The organism is Rhodococcus sp. AW25M09 (assembly GCF_000333955.1).
Classification (GTDB): Bacteria; Actinomycetota; Actinomycetes; order Mycobacteriales; family Mycobacteriaceae; genus Rhodococcoides.
The window spans coordinates 1-25,171 of the sequence record NZ_CAPS01000060.1 but is presented as its reverse complement, the minus strand read 5'-3'; the positions used below and the strand labels follow the sequence as shown (position 1 = coordinate 25,171).

Sequence of the window (25,171 nt, the reverse complement as noted above, 5' to 3'; positions counted from 1 at the left end):
AGCAGCTTGAAGCCGTCCTGTGCCGAACCACCGACGGGCTGTTGACCAGCCCTTAGCCCTATGAATTGCGTCTCTTTGGCCACATTCTGCGACAATGGTCTGATGCGTCGACGCAGGGTCGACACATCGGCATCTGTGCTCACTAGCCGAACCGACAGGATCGGACCTGGGCACCGGGTCGTTCTTTCGGCGAGAGGTCCCAATGTATGTACCGACTCAGTCACGGCGAATCCGGTCCCGCCGTCGCGGAGATTCGGAGCAGTCTGATCGGTCTCGGGTTTCTGTTCGATGACGCTGTCAAGTCTGAGGCGATTCACGACCCGCTGAATTGGAACGCCCCGACCTCGGAGTACGACGCAGCGCTTGGCAGTGCCGTTCAAGCATTTCAACAGCACCGTGGCTTGTTGGTCGACGGAATCGTCGGGCCAGCAACATACCGTTCCTTGAAGGAAGCGTCGTACCGGCTCGGCGCTCGCACGCTGATCTACCAACTCTCGGCACCCTTATACGGTGACGATGTCGCCACGTTGCAGACCCGCCTGCAGGATCTCGGCTTCTACAGCGAGCGCGTCGATGGCTACTTCGGACCCAGGACCCATGAGGGCTTGTCCTCGTTCCAGCAAGAGATCGGTTTGTCTTCAGACGGCATCTGTGGCCCCGCCACCCTGCGTTCCCTCGACCTACTCGGTACACACGTCACCGGAGGTTCACCCCACGCGATCAGCGAAGAAGAGCTGGTACGCCAATCCGGCCCCCAATTGACGGGGAAGCGCATAGTGATCGATCCGGATCTCGGTGGCCGCGACACAGGAATGATCGTCGACGGCATCTTTGGTCGAATCTCAGAGGCCGAAATCCTGTGGGATGTAGCGAGCCGCCTGGAGGGCCGCATGGCAGCCACCGGAATGGAAACTTTTCTCTCAAGGGCGCGGGGCACAAACCCCAGCGTGTCAGAACGGGCCGAGACGTCGAATGCTTTCAATGCGGACTTGATGATCTCGCTGCGGTGTGCGTCGAGCGCAAGTCCGGCGGCCAACGGCATCGCGAGCTTCCACTTCGGCAACTCGCACGGATCGACTTCGCTGATTGGCCAGGTACTTACCGGTTACATCCAGCGGGAAATCGTGGCGCGCACATTGCTTCTGGATTGCCGCAGCCATGGACGTACATGGGACATGTTGCGGCTCACCAATATGCCAACTGTTCAGATTGACCTCGGTTACCTCACCAATAGGGGCGACGTCGGCGTATTAGGTGACCCCCGTTCCCGGGACATCATCGCCGAGGCAATCCTCATTGCGGTGAAGCGGCTCTATCTACTAGGCCAGGACGACCAACCCACGGGTACGTTCACCTTCGCTGAGCTACTGGCCGAGGAGCTTGCCGCAGCAGACCGCAGCAAAACGGGTGCCTGCTAGTTCCTACCGCCTGGCCTACGCGCGCCGACGTTTTTCGCTCGACGTCAACTATCGAGCACACGCCAGGAACAATTAAAGAGAACTGCCCTCTTCTTCGCGTTCTCGGCTCGCAAGGTGGTGTGCACCATCACCTTCAGGGAGTCGGCGGCCGTCACTCGCGCAGGGTCCGAACCGGTCAGTGGAGCTGTCGGTCACCTCCGCGCGCTGGCCGACCGTGTCCACCAGGGACGAAAAATGCCGGATTGACGGCACCAGTTTTCTCATGCCACCATCCCAAGCTCGGACTGTCCTGTGTGTGCCAGCGGATTTATCGAGCGCTTCACAAAGACAAGATCCGAACCTGGAATTTTGGCCTTTGCGACGCTGACGGCACCGCTTGTTGTGACGCACTGGATGACTCACGGGGGCTGACCTTGGAGACGATGATCGTGATCTGCGCCGTTGTGAACAAGACTTACCCTTGGACGCCGCGTCGAACACCGAGGAAAGCCGCAATGGCAGATGCCCGATGACTGGACACAACGTTCCATAGCTAGCTCAGCCTTTCACCCGATCTCACTTTGATTGCTATTACCGTGTAGCCGTGTGCATAACTCAAAACCATTCGCTTCCGTCCCCAGCGACGACGCTACTGTTCCCAATACGGGTAACCCAAGCGACGCGCGTTTTTGCCATCTTCATCTCGATGGCATCCAGTTCTTGAAAATTTGGTTTCAAGACGTTCCCGACAAGCTATTGACCGCCCAATAGGTTTCGTCAGCGGTGTGATCGAAAATAGCGTCAGCCGCGTCCATTGTGTCGACGACGGCGTACTTGAGGTCAGTAAAGCCGACATCTTCGCGGACTCGATCGAAATGACATCGGGCAGCAAGAATTTTGCCGCGCTCAAGTGGCCTGAGAAGCGCAAGGTCCGTTTTACTCTTTGTTTCAAAGACGATGTACTGGCTACCGTCAGGGCGCTCCGCCATCACCGCCCAGTCCGGGTTGTAGTCACCAAGCGGAGTAGGAATGAGGAATGCTTTTGGCAGTTTGACGAAGGCTTTGATGTCGTCGCGTTGCTGAAGCCGTAAAGCAAATTCCCTCTCCACGCCTGAGTCAACTACTAGGTATCGATATGGGGACTTCGCATCGAATGAGATTGGAATATTATCAACGTCTACAACAATATTCCCACTGCTCCCCGTGTAGCCGGAGAGGTCGGCTTCTTCAAGCAATGACAACGGGTACCTCCGCTCTGATTCTGGGCGGCTCGTGTCGACCATGTCGTATTTGAGGCCGTTGATTAGGAACCGAGCTTTGGTTGTGTTCAGCGCGGCTGTCACCCCATCTATGTATGCCTGCGGGTTTAGCTTCAACTGGTGAAGGGTTCCCGAATCGGTCAGCACGTGGGCGATCGTTTCCCGCGTGAGCTGCGTGCGATCAGCAAGCAAAGAGAGTATGTCGGGCAGATTCTGACTGTCCTCGTAATGGACATCGGCAGGCCGAGCATGGCTGGCCTCTGCGCTTAGCCCGCTCTGGTCGATGCGATCGACAACGTATGTGAGCCACTCCCCCTTTCGCTTTGGCACCGGTGGCATCTCACGTGTAGCCTTCACAAGCTCATCACGCAGTGCAGTCTCGTCGACCACCATCCGGAACTCCGTGCGGTGTCGGATTCGCTCCCACAGAGCCTGGAATTCGGGACTTTTTAACCGCTCCTGCACCACTGGCACAGAAATGCGGGAACCCGCCTTCTTGACGTCAATGGGTTTGGCGATTCTGTTGATTAGCCGTCGAATCTCGACCTGACCGCATTCGTCCGCGATGGTCGCCTCGACCAGCCGGCGCAATTCCTCGGCATGTTGTTGAACGGCTTTGCGGAGACTGTCTTGCACCTTTCCACGCGAGTCGATATATCCCGCCTTTACCAGGGCGGCGAACATCTCAAGGCCAGTCTCGTTCCCAATAGGCTGGGTCTCAGAAGCGCCGACTGGCTTGTAAGTGATCCGCGCGAACCCGTCGACCGTCACGACGCCGAACTCGATACCAAGGTCCTCAGCAAGTTCGCGCTGTAGCTGTTCCGCAAATTCTTCATAAGACTCATTGGCTATGACTGTAAGGCGGTTGACATCAAATCCGCGAACACGGTTGCCGTCCCCGTCGACACACAACCGCAGACCCCGCCCTATACTCTGCCGGCGCCAGCGCTCAGAACCCATATTTCTAAGCACACAAATCTGAAAGACGTTGGGGTTATCCCACCCCTCCTGAAGGGCGGAATGACTGAAGATGAAGCGAATCGGGCTGCCCGGTGTTGTCAAGCCGACCTTATCTCTCATGATTTGGCCGTAGGCAAGGCCCGCCTGCTGTCGCCCCTTGTCTGTCGTTTCTTTGGTGTCGACGAGGCGATCCACGTCTCCGCGGCCTCGGTCGACCGAGAAGTATCCTTGGTGGGCTTCGGCGGCGACGGACTCAGCAGGTCTGCCGCCGAGGAGTTTGTTGAACTCTGATTCTGAGGCGATCTTGGCGTATTCCTCCTCGAAGACTTGCGCATACTCGCCTGGCTGAGCTCCCCCGTTCTCGTCGTAGACGCGATACTTCGCTACCGTATCCACAAAGAAGAGACTGAGGACCTTGATCTTCCGGCCGTGCAACGCAAACTCGTCTTCTTTGCGCAGATGCTGTCGGATGGTCTGCGCGATCATCTGTCGAGCGCGTTCACCAAAACCGATCTCGGCACCGATTGCTTCCCCGATTTTCACCTCGCTGTAGTTGGTGAAACGGACATGCTCCGCCCGAGGTATTACGCTGATACTGCTGACGATCAAATCGCGATACAAATCGCGACGCGCATAGTCACCCAGATTGTCATCAATGCCGACGGTGAAAACCTTCCGCTTAATGCCCGTCGCGGTCTCGGCGTCGAGCTCCAAGCGTGCGCTGAACTTATTACGAGTTCGTTTCGTGCTGAGCAGGCGTACGTAAGGCGTTGCGCCAGTACCCTCAGTAACGAGGTCGTCGACCTCGATCTGCTTAACCAACTGTTTCTCGTAGGCACTAATTGCGTCAAGCCGATAGACCAAGTTGCCTTTGTCGAACTTTGGGTGCGTGGCAGAGTACCGAATCGTTGCAACTGGACTCATGCGTTCCACCGCAAGCCGGCCAGCACCCTTCTTCTTACGCGGATTACCGTCGTCGCCGTATACGCTCTGCGGCTCATCCACAATGACAATAGGTTTTGTTGCGCGTATGAGATCCATTGGCACCTCAAAATCAAGGTCCTCGGAAGGATTATTGATCTTAGAGGTTGCCTTATTCATCGCGGCGACCGTGATGATCATAATTTCGATTCCGGCCGACGTCGCGAACGACCTTAGCCGCGATACATTGTTGCCGGAATACTTGAAGAACTGCAGCGGCGGGTTCCCATACAGGGTACCGAAGTGCTCCCGGAGCATGTTTACTGATGCCGCAACGCCCTCGTTGATCGCTACAGAAGGTACGACAACGACGAACTTCGTAAACCCGTACAGCGAGTTCAGTTCGTAGATCGAGCGAAGATAAACATATGTTTTTCCCGTTCCTGTCTCCATTTCGACAGTGAAGTTCATCGAGTCCAACGTGGGCTCAGGAACTAGCCCAATACTATTCTGAGCCGACCGCAAATTGTCCAGAATGGTTTCAGGAGCTACACGAAGGCGGTTGCCATAGCCCTCGGTGGAGATGCCAAGAGACTCCCCCGATGCCTCGAACAATCCCTCATTTAATGCAGCGTGAGCATTAACCGTGAAATACGAGGCGAGCGCCTCCTGCCCCTTGAACAGTCCCGTTACTGCGTCGATCGCGTCGCGTTGGTAGTCCAGATCAGCCTCGAAGGTGAACTTCATGTCAGATGCTCCGAAGTGTCTTGATGCCAGCCTGCTGGAGCGCAGCGGCTAGGTTCAGCTTGGACGACGAGTCTTTGAATCCGGTGTCGCGTACTACAACGGTGACGTCGGAGTCGACGGAAACCTCATCCCTCCACGCAACAATCGCTTTGGCAATCTCATCTGCCGCTTTGAGCGTAATATCCGTCCCGAAGAAGGCGTACAGTGTCCCGGCCAAACTATACAAGCTACTTCCCGCCACTACTTGAATTGACACAGGAGTGACTAGGTCAATCCCGAGCCGTAGCATCATCTCCACGAGTAAGTCGTCGCTCGTGCGTCCCGCCTTGAGGTTGTCGACCGCTGCCAGCAAGTTCAGCTCGCCGCTGCCGTCCCACGGCTTCACGTTGCTCGTGGCAAGGCGGTAGGCACGAAACCCTGTGTCGAGCCACGTCGTATCCAAACCACGTTGCCCGCTGATTTGCTGTCCGGTACGGCGTAGCCGCTCACGGGTGACGTCAGCTATCGTTTTGAAGCCGTTTCTGCCAATCTGCTCATCCAGCTGGACCAAGATGTATCGGCGCTGTCCGTCATCGGCCTTATTGAGGTCCATAACCGCGTGGCCTGTCGACCCAGAGCCCGCGAAGAAGTCTAAGACCGTCACATCTTTGCGACCAGCAGCAACTAAGCCGATCCAACGCGCAAGCACACGATGGTCCTTGGGATTCTCGAATGGAATCTCGTCGTCGAAAAGTTTCCGCATCGCGGTGCTCGCTGCCTTACGGTCCTGCTCAAAAACCGATATAGCGACTTGATTTTCCATTTCATCAAGATACGAAATGCCGCGAGGAATGGTGGTCTCGTCGGTGCCGAACCAGATCAACCCAGCTTCGATGCGTCGGGCCATTTCCACTTCGTTAAAGCGCCAACCTGTGGTCGGCTTTTTCACAGGCTTTCCGGTCTTCGGATGCATGACATCGAAAACCGGGCCTCCTGCGCCAGGCCAGGTGATGTTCCCGTAGGTGTTGATCGGGCGTCCAGACAACGTGTGTAACTGGTCAAACCGGGCTACCGAGTCGGTGATTTTTCCTGAAGCTTTTTGCTCCTTCAGCCACGAACGCCATGCTTCAGCCGCAGCGACCGGGGAACTCTGGTGAGCCGCCCAAATATCCGCCGCCTTCTTTTTCGCCTCAGGCAGGCCAACCTTCGGTTCCCGCCACCGTATGCCGGCCGCCGCGAGCGCACCCTCGCTCTTTGCATAGATAAGCATGTAGTCCGCCCCGTTTGAGACGTACCTTGAGTCGTTCTTTCTACCACCCTGCCACACAACGTTCGAGATAAAGTTCTCTGCTCCGAAGACGCGGTCGAGCAGCAGCTTTAGCCGGGCGTGTTCGGTGTCGTCGATGGCAACGATGATGACACCGGATTCCTTGAGCAGGTGGTGGGCGACGAGTAGGCGCGGATAGACCATTGAGAGCCACTTAGAGTGTCGCGACGCTCCAATTTTGCGCTCAGCAGCACGATCGGACCCCGCGCCAGCCTGAAGTACGCCCTCATCATCGCGCAGCCCCGCCTCAGTTTCGTGGTCCGAATGAGTAGCGAAACGCTTGTCGTCGTAAACGAAGTCGTTGCCCGTGTTGTACGGCGGGTCGATGTATATAACGTCGACCGAGTTCGTGTAAGCGCGCCGTAGGAGCCGCAGCACTTCGAGGTTGTCCCCCTCGATCACGATGTTCCGTGTGTTCTCCCAATCGACCGACTCGTCGGGTTTGGGAAGCAGGGTCATGGTCGCCGGAAGCGTAGACAACCGACGGGCTGCGGCCATGCCCGGCCAGCGCAATCCGAAGCCCTCGGTGCCGTTCGACTCCGCCTCTTCGCCTAGCAGGTCTCGCAGCACGTCAAAGTCGACCGCCCCGTCGACCACGGCGTCAGGAAACAACCTCGCCAGTTCGGCTACGTTACTAGCTGTCTCGCCCGGGCCGGTTAGCTCGTCAAACGGGGTAAAGTCGTCAGTCAAGGGGTCTGCTTTCTAGCGGTTTGTTGTCAGAGCATTGGTGTTTGGGCCGAAGTCGGACTGTAGAGGGCGCCCTCAGCATCTTCTATATTTTGCCTCAACACCTTTGCCTCGTTATTCAACCGGATACGACCGGCGTGGCTCCTCTCTTTTTTGGCATCGCGGACTACAACCGCCAACTCCGCGTTCAAGGCGGTCAGCCGCCCACGCAGATGGAGCGCCTCGTTCGCGCTGAGTGCCGCAGACGCGGGGCGGCCCTCGGCGGCGACAACGCGAACTAGGTCGCGGTAGAGGGCCCACAGGTCGGTCCGATTCAGATTGTCGATCCTAAGCGCGCCCGGAGCGATGCTCTTGAGCCGAACGACGACGCTCTGGTCGACGACCGATGTGGCGCGATCGAAATCGCCCAAGTTGGGGTGAGTCAGTGCGAGGGAGATCGATTCGCCGTCACGAGGCGAGCTAATGAACAGGATCAATGGGCGGGGCATGCTGCGGTGGAGCAGTTCTACTAGCCTTGTCAGGTCTGCCGATAAGGCTGACTCTGAGAGCTCCACATGAATCACGGCAATGTCGTCGATGCGTCTCTGTTCGTCGACGTACGCGGGAATTTTCAGGTTGTCAACGCGTAGAACCGCTTCGACTGTCGCACGGGCGACTGCTCGGGTAATCAGTGAGGCATCAACCATCTGCGACGCAGCCTGTTCCACCAATGTCTTCTTGGGGATCCGTCCGGGCTGGTGCACCGCCGACGAGAGGCCCAGGACGATCTGCGGTGCGAAAGCAGTGACGTCGCTGGCGTTCATGGCACGAGTACTATCCACGCTACGAGATCGACCGCGGCCAATCCACTTGCCTGTGCCTCATCGCCGTATGACGATGCGCCGGCGGAGAATAGGGACGCAACGGCACTTTCCTTGGCCTTGCCGTTGACCGCTCGCACGGCAACGTCGAGCAGCTCGCGATAATGACTCAAGTCTCGACCTTCCCGAGTCGCCGTGTTGAAGTCGGCAAGCGCGTCAGCATCCGGCTCGGTCTGGGCGAGCGCGTGGTGGCGCAAGACATCAAGTGCAAGCTTCGGCTGTTCGATGGCGTGCGCAATTACCCCGTCATCGGTGACGTAGGCGAGCAAGTTGGGCGCGAGCGGGTAGTCCGCTGGCACTCCAGAAGATTCCTCTCGGGCCCTGAGCAGGAAAATCGTACCGGGCGCGAGTCCGTCGTCGGCCAGGGCGCTGTCGAACCTGCTGACTGCGAATAGGGCAAGCGGCCAGTGCTCGATCTCCGCCAACTCCGTTGCAGGCCTTGCGGCAGCGTCCATGCGGAAGTCGGAGAGAGTGAGGTCGGTGATGCTCAACCCGCCCGCGAGGTCTTCCATCGTGGGCGCGGCAACGCGCATTTGCTCGAGCTGCCGGCGTCGGTAATCGAGATCGTTCATCGCCCCAGCGTCACCGGAGTCCAGCACGTTCTCCTCCCCAGTCGCGGACACGTCGAGCAGCGACATGCGGCTCGAGACTCGCTTCTCCAGGTTGATGTACGACTCAAGGTCGATGTTCGGCCAAAAATTCACCAGATGAACAGTGGCATTCGTCGTTCCCAGTCGATCGACACGTCCGAACCGCTGCACGATTCGAACCGGGTTCCAATGGATGTCGTAGTTAACGACTGTGTCGCAATCTTGAAGGTTCTGCCCCTCCGAGATGGTGTCAGTCGCGATTACTACTTCGATCTGGGGTCCGTCGGGATCTCCATTCTTCGCACGAGGAGCGAAGGCCGCCAGCACCTCGTGCATGCCGTGTCGCGCCAATGGCGCTGTAGTCCTTGTGGAATCGCCCGTAATGAGGGCTACGTGCAGCCCCAGATCAGCAACAGCCCACTCGGCGACATTGGCGTACAAGTATTCAGCGGTGTCGGAGTAGGCCGTAAAAATCAGCGACTTGCGGTTGTCGCCGTTCGTGGGGTTCTTGGCCTTCTCGAGCAAAAGTCCCTTGAGCTCGGCGAGCTTCGCGTCGCGGCTCACATCCACAGCCGAGACCTCGGCGAGGACTTCGCGCAATGTGTCTCGATCTTCCACCAAATCTTGCCGCCATCTGACCCGGTCGACGTCGGCGAGAAACACCCGAACCTTCCCGCCGACGACGTCTTCCAGCTCCTGGTCTTCCATATCGATCTCGGACAGTTCGTCGAAGCTGTTGATCGAAAGACCTGCGTCGCCACGAGCCGCGAAGACATCGATGCGGTCGATAGCCGCTTCGACCTTCCCAAGGATCTTGGCGACCGTCAGCGACAATGAGTGGACGGACGACTCCAGTCGCTTGAGAAGTCCTATCCGCATCAGATGAACGATGTTGTCCTCGCGGTCGGTCTGACGCCAGACCCGAGACCCACCCGTGCGCAAGCTCTGGTCGTACAGGTCAGCGTACTTCTTTTTCGCCTTCTCGAGGACGTACGACGTGGGTTTGTAGGCGGCGAGATTGAGCATCAGGATGGCCGCGTTGAGGTCAGCCAACGGCATCAACTGACCTGTCGAGTCGATCGGTGGAGAGAGGTTGACTGGTGGCACCCGTTCCGGGAAACGGCCCACGTCCGCGGTCCCGTAGTACTTCTCGATATGTTTTCGCGATCGCGCAATCGTGATGAGGTCGAGAAGGCGGATGTAGTCCATGCCAAGCGCGCCGAGCAGCCCATCGGTCGTGCGCTGACCGTCGGGCTGGTTCTGCCACATGGTGAACCTCCCTTGAGCCTTGCGGAGGGTGCTCTCGATGCTCCTGATCCCACTGTTCGCCAGGGCGCTATCGTCGCCCTCCGTTGCGAAGAGCACCTGGTTCTTCAGGTCGGCCAGACGCGTATTGACGGGAGTCGCGCTCAACATCAGGACCTTGGTCTTCACACCCGCCACGAACACTGCGCTCATGAGGCGCTCGTACCTAGTGGTGCGGTCCTTCACCTGGGGGTTGTTTCGGAAGTTGTGGGACTCGTCGATCACAACGAGGTCGTAGTTGCCCCAGTTGACGTGCGCCAGGTCGATATCCCCTGAGGTGCCTGTCTCACGGCTGAGGTCTGTGTGGTTCAGGACGTCGTAGTTCAACCGGTCCGCAACGAGCGGATTTCGAGCATCGTTGGCTCGGTACAGCGTCCAGTTTTCCCGGAGCCTCTTTGGTGCAAGGACGAGGACCCGGTCGTTGCGCAGTTCGTAGTACTTGATGACTGCGAGCGCTTCGAACGTCTTACCGAGACCGACGCTGTCAGCAATGATGCAACCGTTGTGGCGGTCCAGCTTGTCGATCGCGCCCAGAACCCCATCACGCTGGAACTTGTACAGCTTCGACCACACCGCTGTTTCGAAGAAGCCTGTTCGGCCTCGATCCTGAGCGATCTTTCCTGCTTCATCGACGAAGTCCGAGAACAATGACGTCAGGATCCGCAGGTAAACAGACTCTGGCGCATTGTCGCGCGCAAGCACACGAGCGGCCTCCAGAAAGTCTTCTTGCGAGTGCCTAGAGGCGGCAGGGTCGTTCCAAACCCGTTCGAAGTTCAGAGCCAGCTCTGAAGTTTGGCCGGCGTCGTGGATCTCGCGGGGGAAGAGGAGAGAGGAAGACGCAACGAGACCGAGACTCTCCGCTTCGAAACCTGCACCAAGAACCGCATACGGTTCAGGCCCGTCCACCACGGTCCAGGAGTCCCGGCTACGACGTTTGAGGGATCGGACCTGAAGCTTTTCCTCAGCCCAAATCAAGAACTCACGGGCAATACGTTGTTGCTCCAGTCGGGCGCGGAGGACGTGTTCCTCGTCCAGCCCATTCAGCGGGAACTCGTCCAGTGACCCGTTGCGAAGAAGCAACCTTGTCGGGACGTCTTTCAACTCCTTTCGGAGCGCGTCAAAAACAAAGATGGAGAATGAGTCCGACAGCGCGTCGAGTGCCCTGGCATCAGCCAGGTGCTGTCGTAGACGTTCGACGATGGGCCGGGAGTCATCTAGCGCCATTCGAGCCACGTCCCTCCGAGTAGGGCAAGTTCCGGCCAGCGGTGTTCGCAGACTCGACCTGTGCGTCCGGGCTCAATGCATGACCAGAACCTGCACCTCGGCGGGTGCCGAGGTGCAGCGCCGACGGTAGTACACGATCCAGTGATCGGTCAGTTTCACTGGCCGTGTCCCGCAATAGACGGTCGGAGGCCTCCAGGGGAGACCGTCGGCGAGGGCGACCTGCACCGGGTTCCCGGCCCTTCGTGCCGAATCTCGATACCAGCGTACTTCGTTGCGCTACAAGGACTTTCTTCCCCTTCGGAGCAAATACCCGCTTGAACTCGAGGACGGACGAGGTCAAGGCAGTTTCAGAGCGTGTGGATACGAATTGATCTCTGAACAGCCGCACGGCCTCTACTCTAAGGGTTCGTATCTTTGGGAAAGCAACCTTTGGGGAACCGACCATGCCGTCAACACTGTCCTGGCTCGACACATCAGCCGATGAGCAGCGCCGCGTTCGTGAGCTCATCGCGTTGTACACCCAATCAGAGAGCCGCGACGAGCTCGGCATCGGCCAGATCCGCGACGCGTTTGCCGACGGACTCTTTCCCGGCACCTCGACCATTCACACCCGGGCGCGTTACTTTCTTTTCATCCCATGGCTTTTCACACAGGGTGCCAAGACTCGCAGCGGCACGAAACTCACGACCTGGACCGACAACCAGGAACGAAAGCTCATCGGCGCACTCAAGGACGCGGGTATAGGTGCGGGCCAGGGCCTTATAGGGCGCGTCGCCGGCCCCAGCGTCAAGACGTTGCCGTCCGCAATTTACTGGGCAGCGCTAGGCCGCTTTGGCATTCTCACCCGCGATGTCCAACCGGGGATGCTCGGCGCACTCGGGCCAGCCGTGGGAGCGGACGACGAACTTGCCGCTCGCAGAACACAAGACTGGCACCCAACGCTTCCCGCCGCGCCGGAAGGATTCCCCGCCGGCGTCGAAGGCGGCATGGACCTGTTGCCCGAGGAAGCTGTGTGGCTACGGGAGCGCATCCTGGAGTCCGCCGCGGGCACGATGCTCGCCCACCTGCTCGTCGACGACACCCCGCTGGACGACGGTGACACCCCACCTTGGGTCGACCCTTCGTGCCTCTCCGCCGACGGGCCGCCCGCCTCGCTTCTGCAGCACAGTCGACACTTCAGCCTCGTGATGCAGGGCTCTGCCCTTCTGTACAACCTGCTCATCGCCGAGCGCTACGAAGCTGCTGGCCTCACCACCCAATCGCAGCCCGTTCAGTGCTATCGGGAACGTCTGAGCGACTGGGTCGAGAGCATCCAGGCCGACGGTGAACCGCTCCGCGCGTGGGACCGCCAAGAGATGTGGGATCTGGTGCGCACCACCAACCCACGTATCGGGCTGCACACTCGCGCTTTCGTGGACGGGTGGATCGACGCTGTCCTTGCCGGCCGGGGAGCCACGGCCGCCGACGACAAGGACATCCGCTCGCTGGTGGAGATGCGAGAGCGCCGCCAGAAGGGCGCCCAGTCTCGCTTGGTCAACGATCGGTTGCTGCGCACCTGGTCCGGGGCCTCGGGCACGTCGATGCTGGTCTACCGCTGGCCTCAGGTCCGGCGCATCGTTACCGATATCAGAGAGGGAATTGCCGATGCTGGCGCCTGACAGCCGCAGGACACTGATCGACCAGCTGCGCCCGCCTGCGGGCTATCGCCTGAATGCGGCGGTGGGCACCACGTTCACCCTCGACCTGACCGCAGCGCTCGTGCCTCCACTGGCTTTCGCGAGCTTCGCGGTCCGCAGCACAACCGACCCAGTGAGTGTTCTCGAGGCGGTCCGCTCCTGCGCAGATCGCGTGGACGTCTTTGCCCAGGAGGGCTACCTCCGCGCTCCATCGAAATACACCGCTCTGACGGCGTTTCTGGAGCCGATGCTTCACGAGGTGCCGGCCCCTCCTCGCGGCCTCTTTCACCCCAAACTGTGGCTCATCCGATTCACGGCTGATGAAGAGGCGGATGCGTACCGCTTGGTCGTGCTCAGCCGAAACCTCACCGAGGACCATGCCTGGGATGTCTCGCTCACCCTTGACGCCTCGCGTGGAACGCGGGCAACCGCCGCCAACCGGCCGTTGAGTGCCCTCATCAGGTCTTTGCCAAGTCGAACCCGACAACCGGTGCCCGCCGACCGACTGGCCCGCATCGACCAGCTGGCCGAGGACGTCCGCTACCTGGAATGGGAGCGGCCTGAGGGCGTGACCGAGCTTGCGTTCCATGTTTTCGGTGTCGCCAACGAGCGAGCCGCCCCGGATTTCACCGGCTACCGCCACCTGGTGGTCTCGCCATTCCTCAACGACGCCGGCCTTGGTCAGCTGACGGCCGGAACGAAGAGCGCGACCGTGGTCTCGCGCGCATCGTCGCTCGATTCACTGGCACCGGAGACCGTGCACAGCCTGGACGCCACTTATGTGGTGAGCACCGTTGCCGGACTGGACGACGGGGACGCCACCGAGGACGACAAGCCTGCTGCGCTGCTCAACGATCTGCACGCCAAACTCGTTGTCGTAGAGCGCGGCCAACAAGCTCATCTGTTTCTCGGCTCGGCCAACGCGACCGATGCCGCGCTGAACCGCAACGTCGAGATTCTCGTCCAGCTCACCGCGGGTAAAAAGAACTTCGGGGTTGGGACCATGCTCGATCCAGGCTCGCCGTTCCTTGGGATGCTCGAGCAGTATGACGCCGTGGGCGGTGCCCTTCCGGATCCCGATGCCGAGGCCCAGTGGCAGCTCGAGAATGCGCTGCGCGTGCTGGCATCGCGCAGGTGGGTGGTCTCGGTCGGCCGGTACGAGGGCGCATACTCGCTTCGCTTCGAGACGCGTGACGGCGCTACGGTGCCCGCGGATATGACCGCGCAAGTAGAGCCGCTGGCGCACCCCGGTGTGGCCTGCGCCGTCGAGGACGGCCGCACCAACCACGGCACTGTCGAGTGCGTCCCGCTGATCGAGGTCAGCCCGTTCCTGCGGTTGCGCCTCACCGACGACGCCGGACGCGAGGCAGCGTGCGTGGTGCGGGCCGAGCTTCGGGGCGACCCGGAGTGCAGGCTCGACGAGGTCCTCGCCTCGCAGATCGACACCCCGGAGAAATTCCTGCGTTTCCTGGCGCTGTTGCTCGGGCTCGGACAGGCGCACCCCTTGGCGATGATGGGTCTCGGTGACGCGACCGCCGGGTCCGGCGGCGGACTCGCGCCGGCGCCTCAAGTGTTCGAGATCGTGATCCGCGCCCTCGCTCGCTCGCCTGAGTCGATCGACGATCTCGACCGCCTCGTCCGACGAATGCTGGCCACAGAGAACGGCGCCGCCAATCTGCCGGATGGCTTCGCCTCGTTCTGGGATGTCGTCACCGCCAGCCGAATGAAACTCACCCCGGAGGCCACCCCATGATCACTTTCGATGCTGGCCCGGTCATTTCAGGGCTCAAGGGGTTTCAGCAGCGCACCGTCGAGCACGTGATGACACAATTCGACCGATCTGGTTCGCGTAGGAGGTTCCTCGTCTCCGACGAAACAGGTCTGGGCAAAAGCCTCGTTGCCCGCGGCGTCATCGCCCGGACCATCGAGAAACTGCAAGACGAGCCGGGGCGCAAGCAGATAAACGTGGTCTACGTGCGCTCCAACAGCGACCTCGCTGCGCAGAACCTCTCACGTCTCGATGTCACCGGCGGCCGGCACAAGGGCATACCCAGCCGGCTGAGCCTCCTCGCCAAATACACCAGGGAGCTGCAACCCGACCTCGACGCCGGAGGTGTGAAAGTCAACTTGGTCTCGTTCACCCCGGGTACCTCTTTCCACACCGGCCACCAGTCCGGCCAGGTAGAGGAGCGGGCGCTGGTGTTCCTGTTGCTGGGCAACGTAATCGACCTCACGGGGTGGAACCGCCATGCCGCGTTGGTTCTGCTGCGAGGCCAAATCGGGTCACGAGAAAAATTCGAGAGTCACACCGAGTGGTTCGAGTCCTCACTCGAAGGTCCATCTGATCCCAAGATCTCCAAGAGATTCCTCGCTGCGTGTAAACGCAAGGGCCTCATCGCCAGATTCACTGACCAGCTCGAGCGCATCGGCCGCAAGCGCGACGTCCCCCTCGACATGGCCGACGAGGTACGGCAACTCATCAGCGACATGCGCGGCGAGCTTGCCCGCGCCGGACTCAGCGTTTTGAGTCCCGATCTCGTCATCCTCGATGAATTTCAGCGATTTCCCGACCTACTCGACGCGAGCAGCCCTAAGGGAGAGCTTGCTGATCAACTGTTCTCCTACCCCGACACGCGAGTACTCCTGCTCTCCGCGACGCCGTACAAGCCGTTCACTTATGCCGAGGAATCCGGCGACGATCACCACCGAGACTTCCTCCGCACCATCATCTTTCTGGACGCCGACATCGCCAAAGATGTCAGACTCGATCTCGCCGACTACCGCACAGCGGCGACCCAGGGGCGTTCCGTCGTCGAGCTCGCGGCCCGACTGAGAGCGACGCTGCTGCAGGTGATGAGCCGCAGCGAACGGCCCTTCGGTGTCGCCGGCGGAATGCTGTCAGAACACATCGAAGTCGTGGATGATCTATCGGCTACCGATCTGCTCGATTATGTGGCACTACAACATCTTTCAAGCCTAGTCAAAGGCGATGTCAGCCTGGAATATTGGAAATCTACGCCCTACTTCGCCAATTTCTGCGACGGGTACAAGCTCTCCGAGCAGCTCAAGACGCGACTCAAGGGTGGCGATGCTGAGTCCATCCGCCCCGCTGTCCGTGCACTGTCCCGGCTCGACCCCATCGCGGCATCGGGCACCGGCGAGGTCGACCTGGGCAACGGCAAGCTTCGCGCTCTCGCCCGGCAAACAGTCGATGACGGTTGGTGGCAACTGCTGTGGATGCCGCCATCGCTGCCGTACCTGGAGCCGAGCGGCCCGTACGCCGAGCCGTGGGCGCAAGGGATTACGAAGCGCCTGGTGTTCTCTTCGTGGTCGGCGACGCCAACGGCGATCGCGAGCCTGCTGAGCCAACGTGCCTCTCGGGCAGCATCTATGGAGTCCACGCGCGAAGAGGGAGAGCACTCCGGACGCCGCAGCCAGCGCAGTCTTCTCAACTACAGCGTTGCGGGTGGTCGGGCGGAGTCGATGACCACTCTGGCGTTGTTCTGGCCGATGCCGGGACTCGCGAGGCGCGCCGACCCGCTTGCTGCAGCTCAGCTCAACCGCGCACCGGTTGGTAGAGCGGCCCTGGAGGCAGGCCTGACGCGGGAGTTACGTTCGGGAACGACCAAGTACGGTGTGTCCGCGGTGGCGGAGGCGGCGCGCGCGGCGATTGCCTTCGAAAACTCACTGCCGCAGGCATTTCTGGACGGCGGACCAAGTGGTCGGAACCGAATTATCGAAGCGCTCGGCAGACATTCATCCGCCGACACCGATGACGCGACTGGACAGCGAGGCCTGGCTACACACGTCGACGAGGCCCTCGAACTGGCACGCGAGGGTTCCGACGTCACGATGGCGTCCGTCGCGCCGACCGTAGCCACCCTCGCTGCCCACAGTCCGGGCAACATCGCTTGGCGTGCGCTGCACCGGCTTGCGGCCGACCACCCAACAGTGACCGAAGCCGGTCTCTGGAGTGCCGCGGCCACCGTCGCGGTCGGCTTTCGATCCTTGTTCAACCGACCCGACACCATCGTGCTGCTCGAGCAGTTGCATGAAAGCGGCGCGTACTGGCAGAAAGTGCTTCGCTACTGCGCGGCAGGAAATCTGCAAGCGGTCATGGATGAATACCTCCACCACATAGCCAGCGAGACTCAAGCCGAGCTCGACGACGATTCATTGATGGGGATTGCGGAAAACGTCACGACTGCACTGACATTGACACCGTCGACCTACCGGGTATTCGACCCGGACCACCCCGACGATCCGATTCGAATGACGAGTCGCTTCGCGCTGCGCTACGGAGGAGGCAACACCGACGAGATTGTCCGCCAGCCCGACGTACGCCGGTCGTTCAACAGCCCGTTCTGGCCCTTCGTGCTGGCAAGCACCAGCGTCGGGCAGGAAGGGATCGATTTTCATTGGTGGTGCTCGGCAATCACTCACTGGAATACCCCCGCAAATCCTGTCGACTTCGAACAGCGCGAGGGACGCATCGACCGCTTCGGTGGACATGCCGTCCGGCGTAACCTAGCCCACCGCCACGGTGCCGCCATGCTTGCGACGAGTAACCCGTGGCGCGCGGCCTACGAGCTGGGCAAAGACGAACAGGCTGCTCTTGGAGATTTCGCGCCGTACTGGGTGTATCCGGGCCCGGCGAAGATCGAGCGACATCTGTCGCCTTACCCGCTCAGCGTCGACGTCGCCCGGCTGGAACGCCTGAAGAGCGACCTGGCGTTGTATCGGTTGACGTTCGGGCAGCCGCGTCAGGAGGACATGCTAGCGCTGCTGCGCAAGCGGGGCCTCGAAGCCAAGCCGGAAGTGTTGGCCGAGATGCGCATCGACCTCTCCCCACCACCCACCAACGGAGCCTCACGATGACGGCCCCTATAGACCTCTGCGCGCCGTCCTGCTTTTAGGCACCCGACACCACTTACATTGGTGCGCGGCAGATTAGCGCCGCGAATAGAGCCGTCATTGATGAAACCTGGGATTTGCTAAGCCCGTCACCCACGATCAGTTGCGCCGCCATTCATTCGGCCGAATGAACACCGAGGACCTATAGGACATCCCGTTCATCTGGTTGTCGTACCCATAGTGCACAGTGACCAACAAACCGACCGGCTTGACCGCCGGTAATGCTCCAAGAAAGGCATCGTAGATGAGGATCGTGTTCTTACATGGAATCGGCGACGGAGATCCCAAGATGGGCTGGCTGGAGGGCCTCAACCGAGGGCTCACACAGGCCGGGCACCCGCCGGTCGACCCGGAAAGCGTCATTGCTCCGCGCTATCAGTCCAAACTGAAGACCAGCGGTGCAGTCTCGGCAAAGGTTCCACCGATCACTTATAAACCGAAGCATGACTCCAGCGGGCGCCGAGGTTTCGAGCGCCGTCAGGGCAAGGTGCAGCGCAAACTCGGCCTCCAATCCGGCGTGCGATCTTTCGGCTTCGACCGGCTGCCAGAAGCTCCCTTGTCAGTTCTGCAGGAAGCAGCGATCAACTCAGTTCCTTGGTACGACCTACCGCAGGTCAAGCGCTACATGCAGAACGAAGGCACCCGCGGTGCCATTCTCCAGCACATCCTAGACTTCCTCCCTTCGTCTGGAGACATAATTTTGGTCGGCCACAGTCTGGGCAGTGTGATCGCCATCGATCTGCTCGACAACCTGCACGAGAACCTGCACGTGCGTCGCTTCGTGACGATAGGAAGCCCGGCGAGTTCACGGCCACTCCACGAAAATAGCGATCGACTGCTCAAGAAGTTCCCATATGAGCGCGTCGACGACTGGACCAACTTCTTCGACAACCGCGACCTGGTCACCGGTGGCCGCGGACTCGCATCGACTTTCCCTGGTGCCCAAGATTTCACCATAGACATCGGCGGGAAGCATGGAGCCGGCGTTTACCTGGGCGACCCAGTCGTCTCCGGATTGATCGCCGATGTCCTGTACCCGACCAAAGCTGTCGCACTGCGCGAGTCGGGCATCGCGGTGCGCTTGGCCGACGCCGAAGCATCAGTTCTTTTATCGTTGCACTTCGGACATGCAGTGCAGCGGCATGTCAAGAACAAGGACGCCGCCGCGCGGTACGCCGACGCCCTGAGCGCGCAGCAAGACGAGCTCGTGGCCCAAGTCGAGTTGGCCGCAACAGCGTCGAATACAGCCTTGGCGCCTGAGCTCTTCGAGCTGGCCCAAGGTTCACTACCCCGGCTCCCTCACCGCTGGGAGCTACACGAGGCCGTCAGGGAGCTCGTGGTCCTGTCGATGACGAACTTGGTCGAACCGTACGAAATAGATGTCGACCGGGCACCGAAAGATGCTTTGGCAGACATCACAGTAGAGCTCGGGTTTCAGCGATCCACGGGAACGAGAATCGGAGCAGCGATTGAGGAAGTCCAGTCCTATATCAGTCGCAAAGGGGGCGTCCCTTGGGGACGCGTGTTGACAGCTGCAGCGGGTGTCGCAATCGTTGCTGCCGGGCCGGTCGGCCTATTGGTTGCTGCACCCGCGGGCGTCTTCGGGGCAGCCGCGCTTACGGGTGGACTTGCGGCGTTGGGTCCCGGAGGAATGGTTGGCGGACTCGCCATGCTCGGTGGACTGGCCGGAACGGGTGCCGCTGTTGCGACAACCGCTGCGACAGCGAGCGGCGGGCAGGGCCAACCCGTTCATGATTCCAACACCCTCGTTCTCCGCGTAGCAGTCGAGCACGCCCACAAAATGCTCGCTCTGCCCTATGACGAGGCGTTGTGGTATCAGGTCACCGACCTTGAGACGCACCTATCTGCGCGGATCAACAGACTTTCGGTCTATAGCGACCCTAGATCTTCTGCCTTGGAGACCCTGCGAAGCGGGCAATACACGGTGAACCGGCTGCTGGCTTTTATGCTGGAAAAGGGACTGGGTCCCAAGACTTTAGTTGCAGCCGAATCCGAGACAGATCGACTGCTGCTGGAGGAGACCAGGGCACTCGAAAGCAAGCCAAGCTGAGTTTGGCGGGTTGCCGAGGTTCTCCGACCATCAACGGCTGATCAATGCCGCCGCAACGTCGACAGTCACGCCGGCAACGAGCCCGGCGTGACTGACCGCGTGTCCGGTTAGATGGGTATAGGGACGCAAGTGGGGCAACACGACCGAAGAGCTGTCCAGAATTGCCGCTGCCGAACTGCGCCGTCATGCTCACTTGAAAGATTTTTTCGGGCCTATATCGATACGAAAACTCTTGTGCGATGCCATCTTAGATACGACACCTCTGGAGCGACCGACTCCGGCCCGAGAAGGATTTGTTCGCCCAGCGGGGGCCTTCCCAGTGCGTGCCTCAACGGGGCGGTAGTTGCCACATCCTCTTCGACACTGGGTGCGTAGCTGACAGTGAGATCGTCGTTGACCGTGATGAGTCCCGTATCGAACGCGACATCGTGAGTAGGGCACGCCGTCAGACCATTTCGCTGATCCAGACGCTCTTTGTTGTTGCTGTCCCGCCAGGGCTTGATGTGGCTTGCCGCCATCATGCGTGGTCGCCGCTTACCGCCGATCACCGCGCTCATTCCGCAGAACACGCACCGGTGCTGATGATTTCGCAACACCGACTGGGCGAACCGATGCTGTCCGACGCGCACCGCTGACGTCAGCATCTTCGCGGTCGTCAGGATGGGGATGTCGGCACGCTTGCGCGACCACGTCTCGAGGGCATCGACGAGGGAGGATTCGACGTCGCTCGAATTCAGCTCATGCTGTCCCTCGAGCTCGAAGCGTTCACCGTCCTCCAGGCCCAAGAAATCAGGCAATTCCTCGCGATCGATTCCAAGACTGCGCGCCACGTCGAGGATTCGCAGGTAAACCCCCTGCAGCAGCTCCACGTCGCCCAACCGCGCGGCGACTTCCAGCTCGTGTTTGCCGCCGTTGCTGCGTGTGCCGTCGAGATTCGCCATCTTGGCCAGGATCGAAGACGGGGGCCTCTTGAAAACTCGCGCCAAATGCTGAACCGGAAACTTGGCTTTGTGCGCGGTTGAGCTCCCATACCTGCTGTGATCGATCAACAACGATGCGCAATGGCACAGGACCACCTCGCAAGGAACGAAATGCACTTGCCGTACGCCCTGCGGAACAACCTTGCGCGCGAGGACAGAGAGCCACTGCTCTCGCAGCATCTCGGCGGTGGGGTCGATGAATGCCGCCACGCCGGCACCCATCGGTTCGGTCGTCATTCGCTCTCCAACAACACGGCAACCACTCCGCACAGGTGCCGCACTTCCGCCACCGTCGGCGCAAGTTCATACGCATGGTGGTGGCATGCATTGCTCAGTCTGTTCCACGCCACCGCCGCAGCGTCGGCGCGTTCAGTGGTGTCCAATGACCGCAGGATGGTCAGACGCGAACGCATACTCGCTCCCGGAGCGGGCGCATTCAGCGCCATGCAGCGTTCCATCACCAACTCCTCCAACGCCTGCCGCGCCAAGAACGCCGCGAGGCGAGCCGAGCTGCCTGCAGCACCGACGGTTCCGTCCAACAGCCGTTCCGCGTTGCGCAGCGACACAACGGCTGATGTCGTCGTGGTCATTCGGCGAGGATCCCGTCGACTGTTCTCTCCAAGTCGTTCACTACGCCCCACGTGATCGGCACATCGGAGCTACCGTGAGAGCCCGCATTGGCGATGTGCACGGTTCCGCCGCGCCCTTCCCGGAACTTCAGCCACTGCGACAAGTCCTTGTCGATGTCGTTGTAGACGGCCAGCGCGAGCCGCTTCTTGGTCGTCTTCGCGGACGACCACCGCTCTTCGGTTTCTACTCGACCGCCGCCCTCCTTGTATTGCTTTGCGTAAAAGAGCTGCTGTGCCGCAGATTCGAGGGCAAGCCGGAACAGTCCAGGTATCGCACGGCGCTTGACCTCGTCGGGCACCTTCTCGTCCTGCACCAGTGCCCTCACATCCTCGACGTACCTCTTGGCTTGGTTGAGCGTTTGAGCAACGCTGATACTCGAACCCGTCTCACGCGTCACCTCGACCATCCGCGCATCCACTGCGAGTTGCCTGATCGCAGTGGCCAATCGATCGTCGTGCGAGAACACGACGACCTGCCGGGTCTTTGCCAGCGTCGAGAGCACCTTGATGAAGCCGTCGATTTTCGCGGGATCCATTGCCTGGATCGGATCGTCGAGCACGATGAAGCGGAACGGACTGTTCGGTGTCGTCGCCCTCGGAATGAACAGCGCCAACGCCAACGCATGCAGCTCGCCCTGGCTCATCACCGACAGTGCCTCGGACTCGACACCGTCCACCGAGCCGGTCATCACCACTCGCCTGCTGGTGTTGTGGCCCACCAAGTTGATAGCACCGATGTCGACATTGCTTTCCTGCCGCAACTCCGCCCAAATGTCGCGTGCCTGCTCGGCAATCGGAGCGAGCCGCTGATCCCGCAATTGCTTGGCATGCGAGGCACTCCACTTCTTGGCCGCGTCGACGTTCTTGACAGCCTCATCCGCCTCTCGCGCCGCGGACTCGAGGGTGGCCCACGCGGCCAGACGTCCAGCAATCGGTGCCCACGTGTCCTCACGCTGAGCCGCCGCTTCCTTGGCCTCGGTGCGCAGGGCCTCAGCAAACTCGATAACCGCGGGGATCGTCGTAGCCAAGTGATCCGCCATACCGGAGGGATTCGGAGGTTGCTCGCGCGCCACGGCGACCGACTTTTGATAATCGGACAGGGAAGGCAGGTCGACGCCCTCCACCGCGGTGGCGTCGGCGATTTCGTTCCCCAGTTCGACTGCGGCGCGTTGCGCTTGGTCGAGTCGGCGGCGGCTGTGCTTGTAGGCAGCCAGTTTCTGGCTCTGCTCGGCAAGCTGCGCCCGCGAGTGCCCGGCCCACGCATCGTCGAGCGTCCCCGTCGCGCAGACCGGGCACTCGATAGTGCCCGTCTCACTGTGCAGGCGCAGGGCCGCATCGAGCAGATCGTTACGCTGCTCCACCACCGACAGTGCCTCATCAGCAGAATCCGCGGTATCGGCCGCAGCTGCCCGGAGCTCTGCCACCACCTCGTCGACACGCTGCTGCGTCGGGGCGCTCAACGCTGCGAGCCTCTTCAAACCGATGAGCGCGCGCGATGCCGATGCGTCGGCACCGGTGGCGAGCGCCAACACCGCATCGAGATCCGCAACTCGCTTCTTGACCAGGTCTGCAGCATTGTTCACGCGATCGTCCGACGCATCCGACAACGAGGTCTTGAGCTGGCGCAGGCTCTCCGCTGCTCGTTGCCGGGGTCCCTTGACCTCCTTGAGTACCGCTGCCAGTCGCTTCTCGGCATCGGTGATCTCGTCGAGTCCGAGGAGTTTGGCCAGGGCGTCGTGCAGGGTGGACGGCGTCGCGTCGAACAGTCCGCCGATTTCGTCGTAGGACAGGATCGGGCGATGTAATTCGACGGCGGACTTCCACCCAAGCGCATCGGTACCGGTGCTGCGCTTCTGCTTTCCCACCTGAGTCCAGGTGGAGCATCCCTTCAGCGCGGCATCGGAGGTCCAGTCGACACCGACTACCGTCGGTTCGGACCCTTCGATCGTGAGCCCCACCCGCACCTCACACGGGTCTCCCTGATGTAGATTGCGCCAGGTGTCGGCCCACAGCTTGGCCTTGTTCTCCCAGCGGTAACTCGAACCGGTAATCGCGAATTCGAGGGCCTCGGCAAAGCTCGACTTTCCCGATCCGTTGCGGCCACTGACGATCGTGATGCCGGGCGCGGGGTGTAGCTGCAGCGCTGCTCTGGGCCCGATGCCGCGGAATCCCGCCACACCGATCGAGGTCAAAAATGCACCGACCGGCTCTTCGACGAGCTGACTACCCGACGGCTCCGGAACGTGCGGGGTCGAGATGCCGTCGAGAAGCTCCTGCAGTGACGTCGGCCCTTCCAGGGCAGCGAGAACGAAGTACTTGACCTCGTCGGACAGCTCGGCATCCGCATCGATGGCGTCGATCACCACGTCGACGAGTGGCCTGTCGACAGCATTGTCGGCAACAGTCACCGGCACTCCCCTGTTCGTTCTGATGGCTAACAGACCCCACAGTTCCATATGGGACCGACAGTGATGATGGAACCCGTGCTCCGAAGGCTGTGACTCAGGGTCCGACTGACGCCGCGGTGCGGCTGTCCATCACTTGTTTCGTCCAGCCTTCGGGGCATGTGAATACGGCTCCGGCCGGGCGGACATGACCTAATAAGAGCTTGGCAAGCGCCTCATCACTGTCCTGTCTGCCCACCCGGCCGAGGTCGACCATCCGACTCGGAAGGCGGTTACCAGCATGACACGCAGAGCCCGACGCGACCAGATCATCGCCGGCGTCGACACTCACGCCGACACGATCCACGTCGCAGTCATCGACAAACAAGGGCGAGATCTCGACGACCGCGAATTCCCCACCACCCCCGCCGGCTACCGAGCTGCATTGGCCTTCATCGCCGAGCACGGTCGCCTCGACCGCATCGGTGTCGAAGGCACCAGCTCCTACGGTGCCGGGTTCACCCGAGCCGCCCGCCAAGGCGGGCATACCGTCGTAGAAGTGACTCGACCCGACCGTGCCGAACGGCGCCGAGTCGGCAAATCCGACCCCATCGACGCCTACCTCGCGGCACGCGCAGCGCAGTCGGGTCGAGCGAACTCGGTGCCGAAAAACGAACAGATCGAACCTCTCCGCGCGCTGCACAACGCACGGCACTCCGCCGTCAAGGCGCGCACGGCCGCGATCAACCAGATCCACTCGATGCTCATCACCGCACCAGAGCCAATACGTACGAAATATGCAGTGCTCAAGCTTGTTTCGATGCTCACAGCACTTGCGAAGACCCCGACATCATCGAGCGAATCCCACGACGAAGGCGTACTGATCGCACTGTCCGCGATCGCACAACGAGTGCACTTCCTCGACACTCAGATCGCCGGTCTGACCGCACGCCTCGACGCAGTGGTCACCGCCACCAACCCCGGACTACGAGCGGCCCACGGGATCGGCCCGGACACCGCCGCTCAGTTGTTGATCACAGCAGGCTCGCACCCTGACCGGCTCACGACAGAGGCAGCATTGGCCGCGCTCTGTGGCGTCGCACCGGTGCCTGCATCATCGGGCAAGACGATCCGCCACCGGCTATCGCGAGGTGGTGATCGCGGAGCGAACAACGCCCTCTACCGCATCGCTCTGGTGCGGATGTCCACCGAACCGCGCACCCGCGCCTACGTAGCTCGACAGAGAGCGGCCGGCCGTTCG

13 protein-coding genes are annotated in these 25,171 nt (G+C 60.9%); 6 read left to right on the top strand and 7 right to left on the bottom strand.

Annotated elements, in window-relative coordinates:
• The first annotated feature begins 206 nt into the window (after nucleotides 1-206).
• Entirely contained in the window at nucleotides 207-1,418 is a 1,212-nt protein-coding gene (locus tag RHODMAR_RS11630; RefSeq protein WP_008714695.1) for an N-acetylmuramoyl-L-alanine amidase, read from the top strand.
• 713 nt (nucleotides 1,419-2,131) lie between these two features.
• Here RHODMAR_RS11630 and RHODMAR_RS11625 read toward each other — a convergent pair.
• Genes RHODMAR_RS11625 through RHODMAR_RS11610 form a run of 4 tightly spaced genes read right to left on the bottom strand, consistent with a single transcriptional unit; the run spans nucleotide 2,132 to nucleotide 11,256 of the window.
• A complete protein-coding gene (locus RHODMAR_RS11625; protein WP_008714693.1) occupies nucleotides 2,132-5,284 on the bottom strand; it encodes a restriction endonuclease in 3,153 nt (1,050 codons plus the stop codon).
• Nucleotide 5,285: 1 nt separating this feature from the next.
• The gene (locus RHODMAR_RS11620) at nucleotides 5,286-7,280 is read right to left on the bottom strand and encodes a site-specific DNA-methyltransferase (RefSeq protein WP_008714691.1); all 1,995 of its coding nucleotides are present in this window, start codon (nucleotides 7,278-7,280) and stop codon (nucleotides 5,286-5,288) included.
• A gap of 26 nt (nucleotides 7,281-7,306) precedes the next feature.
• Entirely contained in the window at nucleotides 7,307-8,080 is a 774-nt protein-coding gene (locus RHODMAR_RS11615; RefSeq protein ID WP_008714690.1) for a DUF4391 domain-containing protein, read from the bottom strand.
• A complete protein-coding gene (locus tag RHODMAR_RS11610; protein WP_008714688.1) occupies nucleotides 8,077-11,256 on the bottom strand; it encodes a helicase-related protein in 3,180 nt (1,059 codons plus the stop codon). Before RHODMAR_RS11610 ends, RHODMAR_RS11615 begins: the two co-directional genes overlap by 4 nt.
• Before the next feature lie 443 nt (nucleotides 11,257-11,699).
• On the opposite strand from RHODMAR_RS11610, the gene RHODMAR_RS11605 reads away from it, so the two are divergent.
• The 4 genes from RHODMAR_RS11605 to RHODMAR_RS11590 all read left to right on the top strand — a co-directional run bounded on the left by RHODMAR_RS11605 (nucleotide 11,700) and on the right by RHODMAR_RS11590 (nucleotide 19,917).
• Nucleotides 11,700-12,914, top strand: a complete 1,215-nt coding sequence (locus RHODMAR_RS11605) for a DUF6361 family protein (protein ID WP_008714686.1) — start codon at nucleotides 11,700-11,702, stop codon at nucleotides 12,912-12,914.
• Nucleotides 12,901-14,685, top strand: a complete 1,785-nt coding sequence (locus RHODMAR_RS11600; protein WP_008714684.1) for a phospholipase D family protein — start codon at nucleotides 12,901-12,903, stop codon at nucleotides 14,683-14,685. Before RHODMAR_RS11605 ends, RHODMAR_RS11600 begins: the two co-directional genes overlap by 14 nt.
• A complete protein-coding gene (locus RHODMAR_RS11595) occupies nucleotides 14,682-17,810 on the top strand; it encodes a helicase (RefSeq protein WP_008714683.1) in 3,129 nt (1,042 codons plus the stop codon). The genes RHODMAR_RS11600 and RHODMAR_RS11595 overlap by 4 nt, the downstream gene beginning before the upstream one ends.
• A gap of 280 nt (nucleotides 17,811-18,090) precedes the next feature.
• The gene (locus RHODMAR_RS11590; protein ID WP_008714680.1) at nucleotides 18,091-19,917 is read left to right on the top strand and encodes a membrane protein; all 1,827 of its coding nucleotides are present in this window, start codon (nucleotides 18,091-18,093) and stop codon (nucleotides 19,915-19,917) included.
• Nucleotides 19,918-20,129: 212 nt separating this feature from the next.
• Here RHODMAR_RS11590 and RHODMAR_RS11585 read toward each other — a convergent pair whose 3' ends face one another.
• From RHODMAR_RS11585 to RHODMAR_RS11575, 3 genes are read right to left on the bottom strand one after another with little or no spacing between them, the layout of a single operon-like run.
• Nucleotides 20,130-21,134, bottom strand: coding sequence for an HNH endonuclease (locus RHODMAR_RS11585; RefSeq protein ID WP_008714678.1), 1,005 nt, complete (start codon nucleotides 21,132-21,134; stop codon nucleotides 20,130-20,132).
• Nucleotides 21,131-21,487 carry a hypothetical protein gene (locus RHODMAR_RS11580; RefSeq protein WP_042938864.1) on the bottom strand — a complete coding sequence of 119 codons (357 nt, stop codon included), beginning with the start codon at nucleotides 21,485-21,487 and terminating at the stop codon, nucleotides 21,131-21,133. Before RHODMAR_RS11580 ends, RHODMAR_RS11585 begins: the two co-directional genes overlap by 4 nt.
• Complete coding sequence (locus tag RHODMAR_RS11575; protein WP_042938861.1) at nucleotides 21,484-23,934, bottom strand: AAA family ATPase; 2,451 nt, start codon at nucleotides 23,932-23,934, stop codon at nucleotides 21,484-21,486. Before RHODMAR_RS11575 ends, RHODMAR_RS11580 begins: the two co-directional genes overlap by 4 nt.
• Nucleotides 23,935-24,211: 277 nt before the next feature.
• Here RHODMAR_RS11575 and RHODMAR_RS11570 point away from each other — a divergent pair.
• The coding region (locus RHODMAR_RS11570; RefSeq protein ID WP_008714671.1) for an IS110 family transposase at nucleotides 24,212-25,171 on the top strand (960 nt) is incomplete at its 3' end.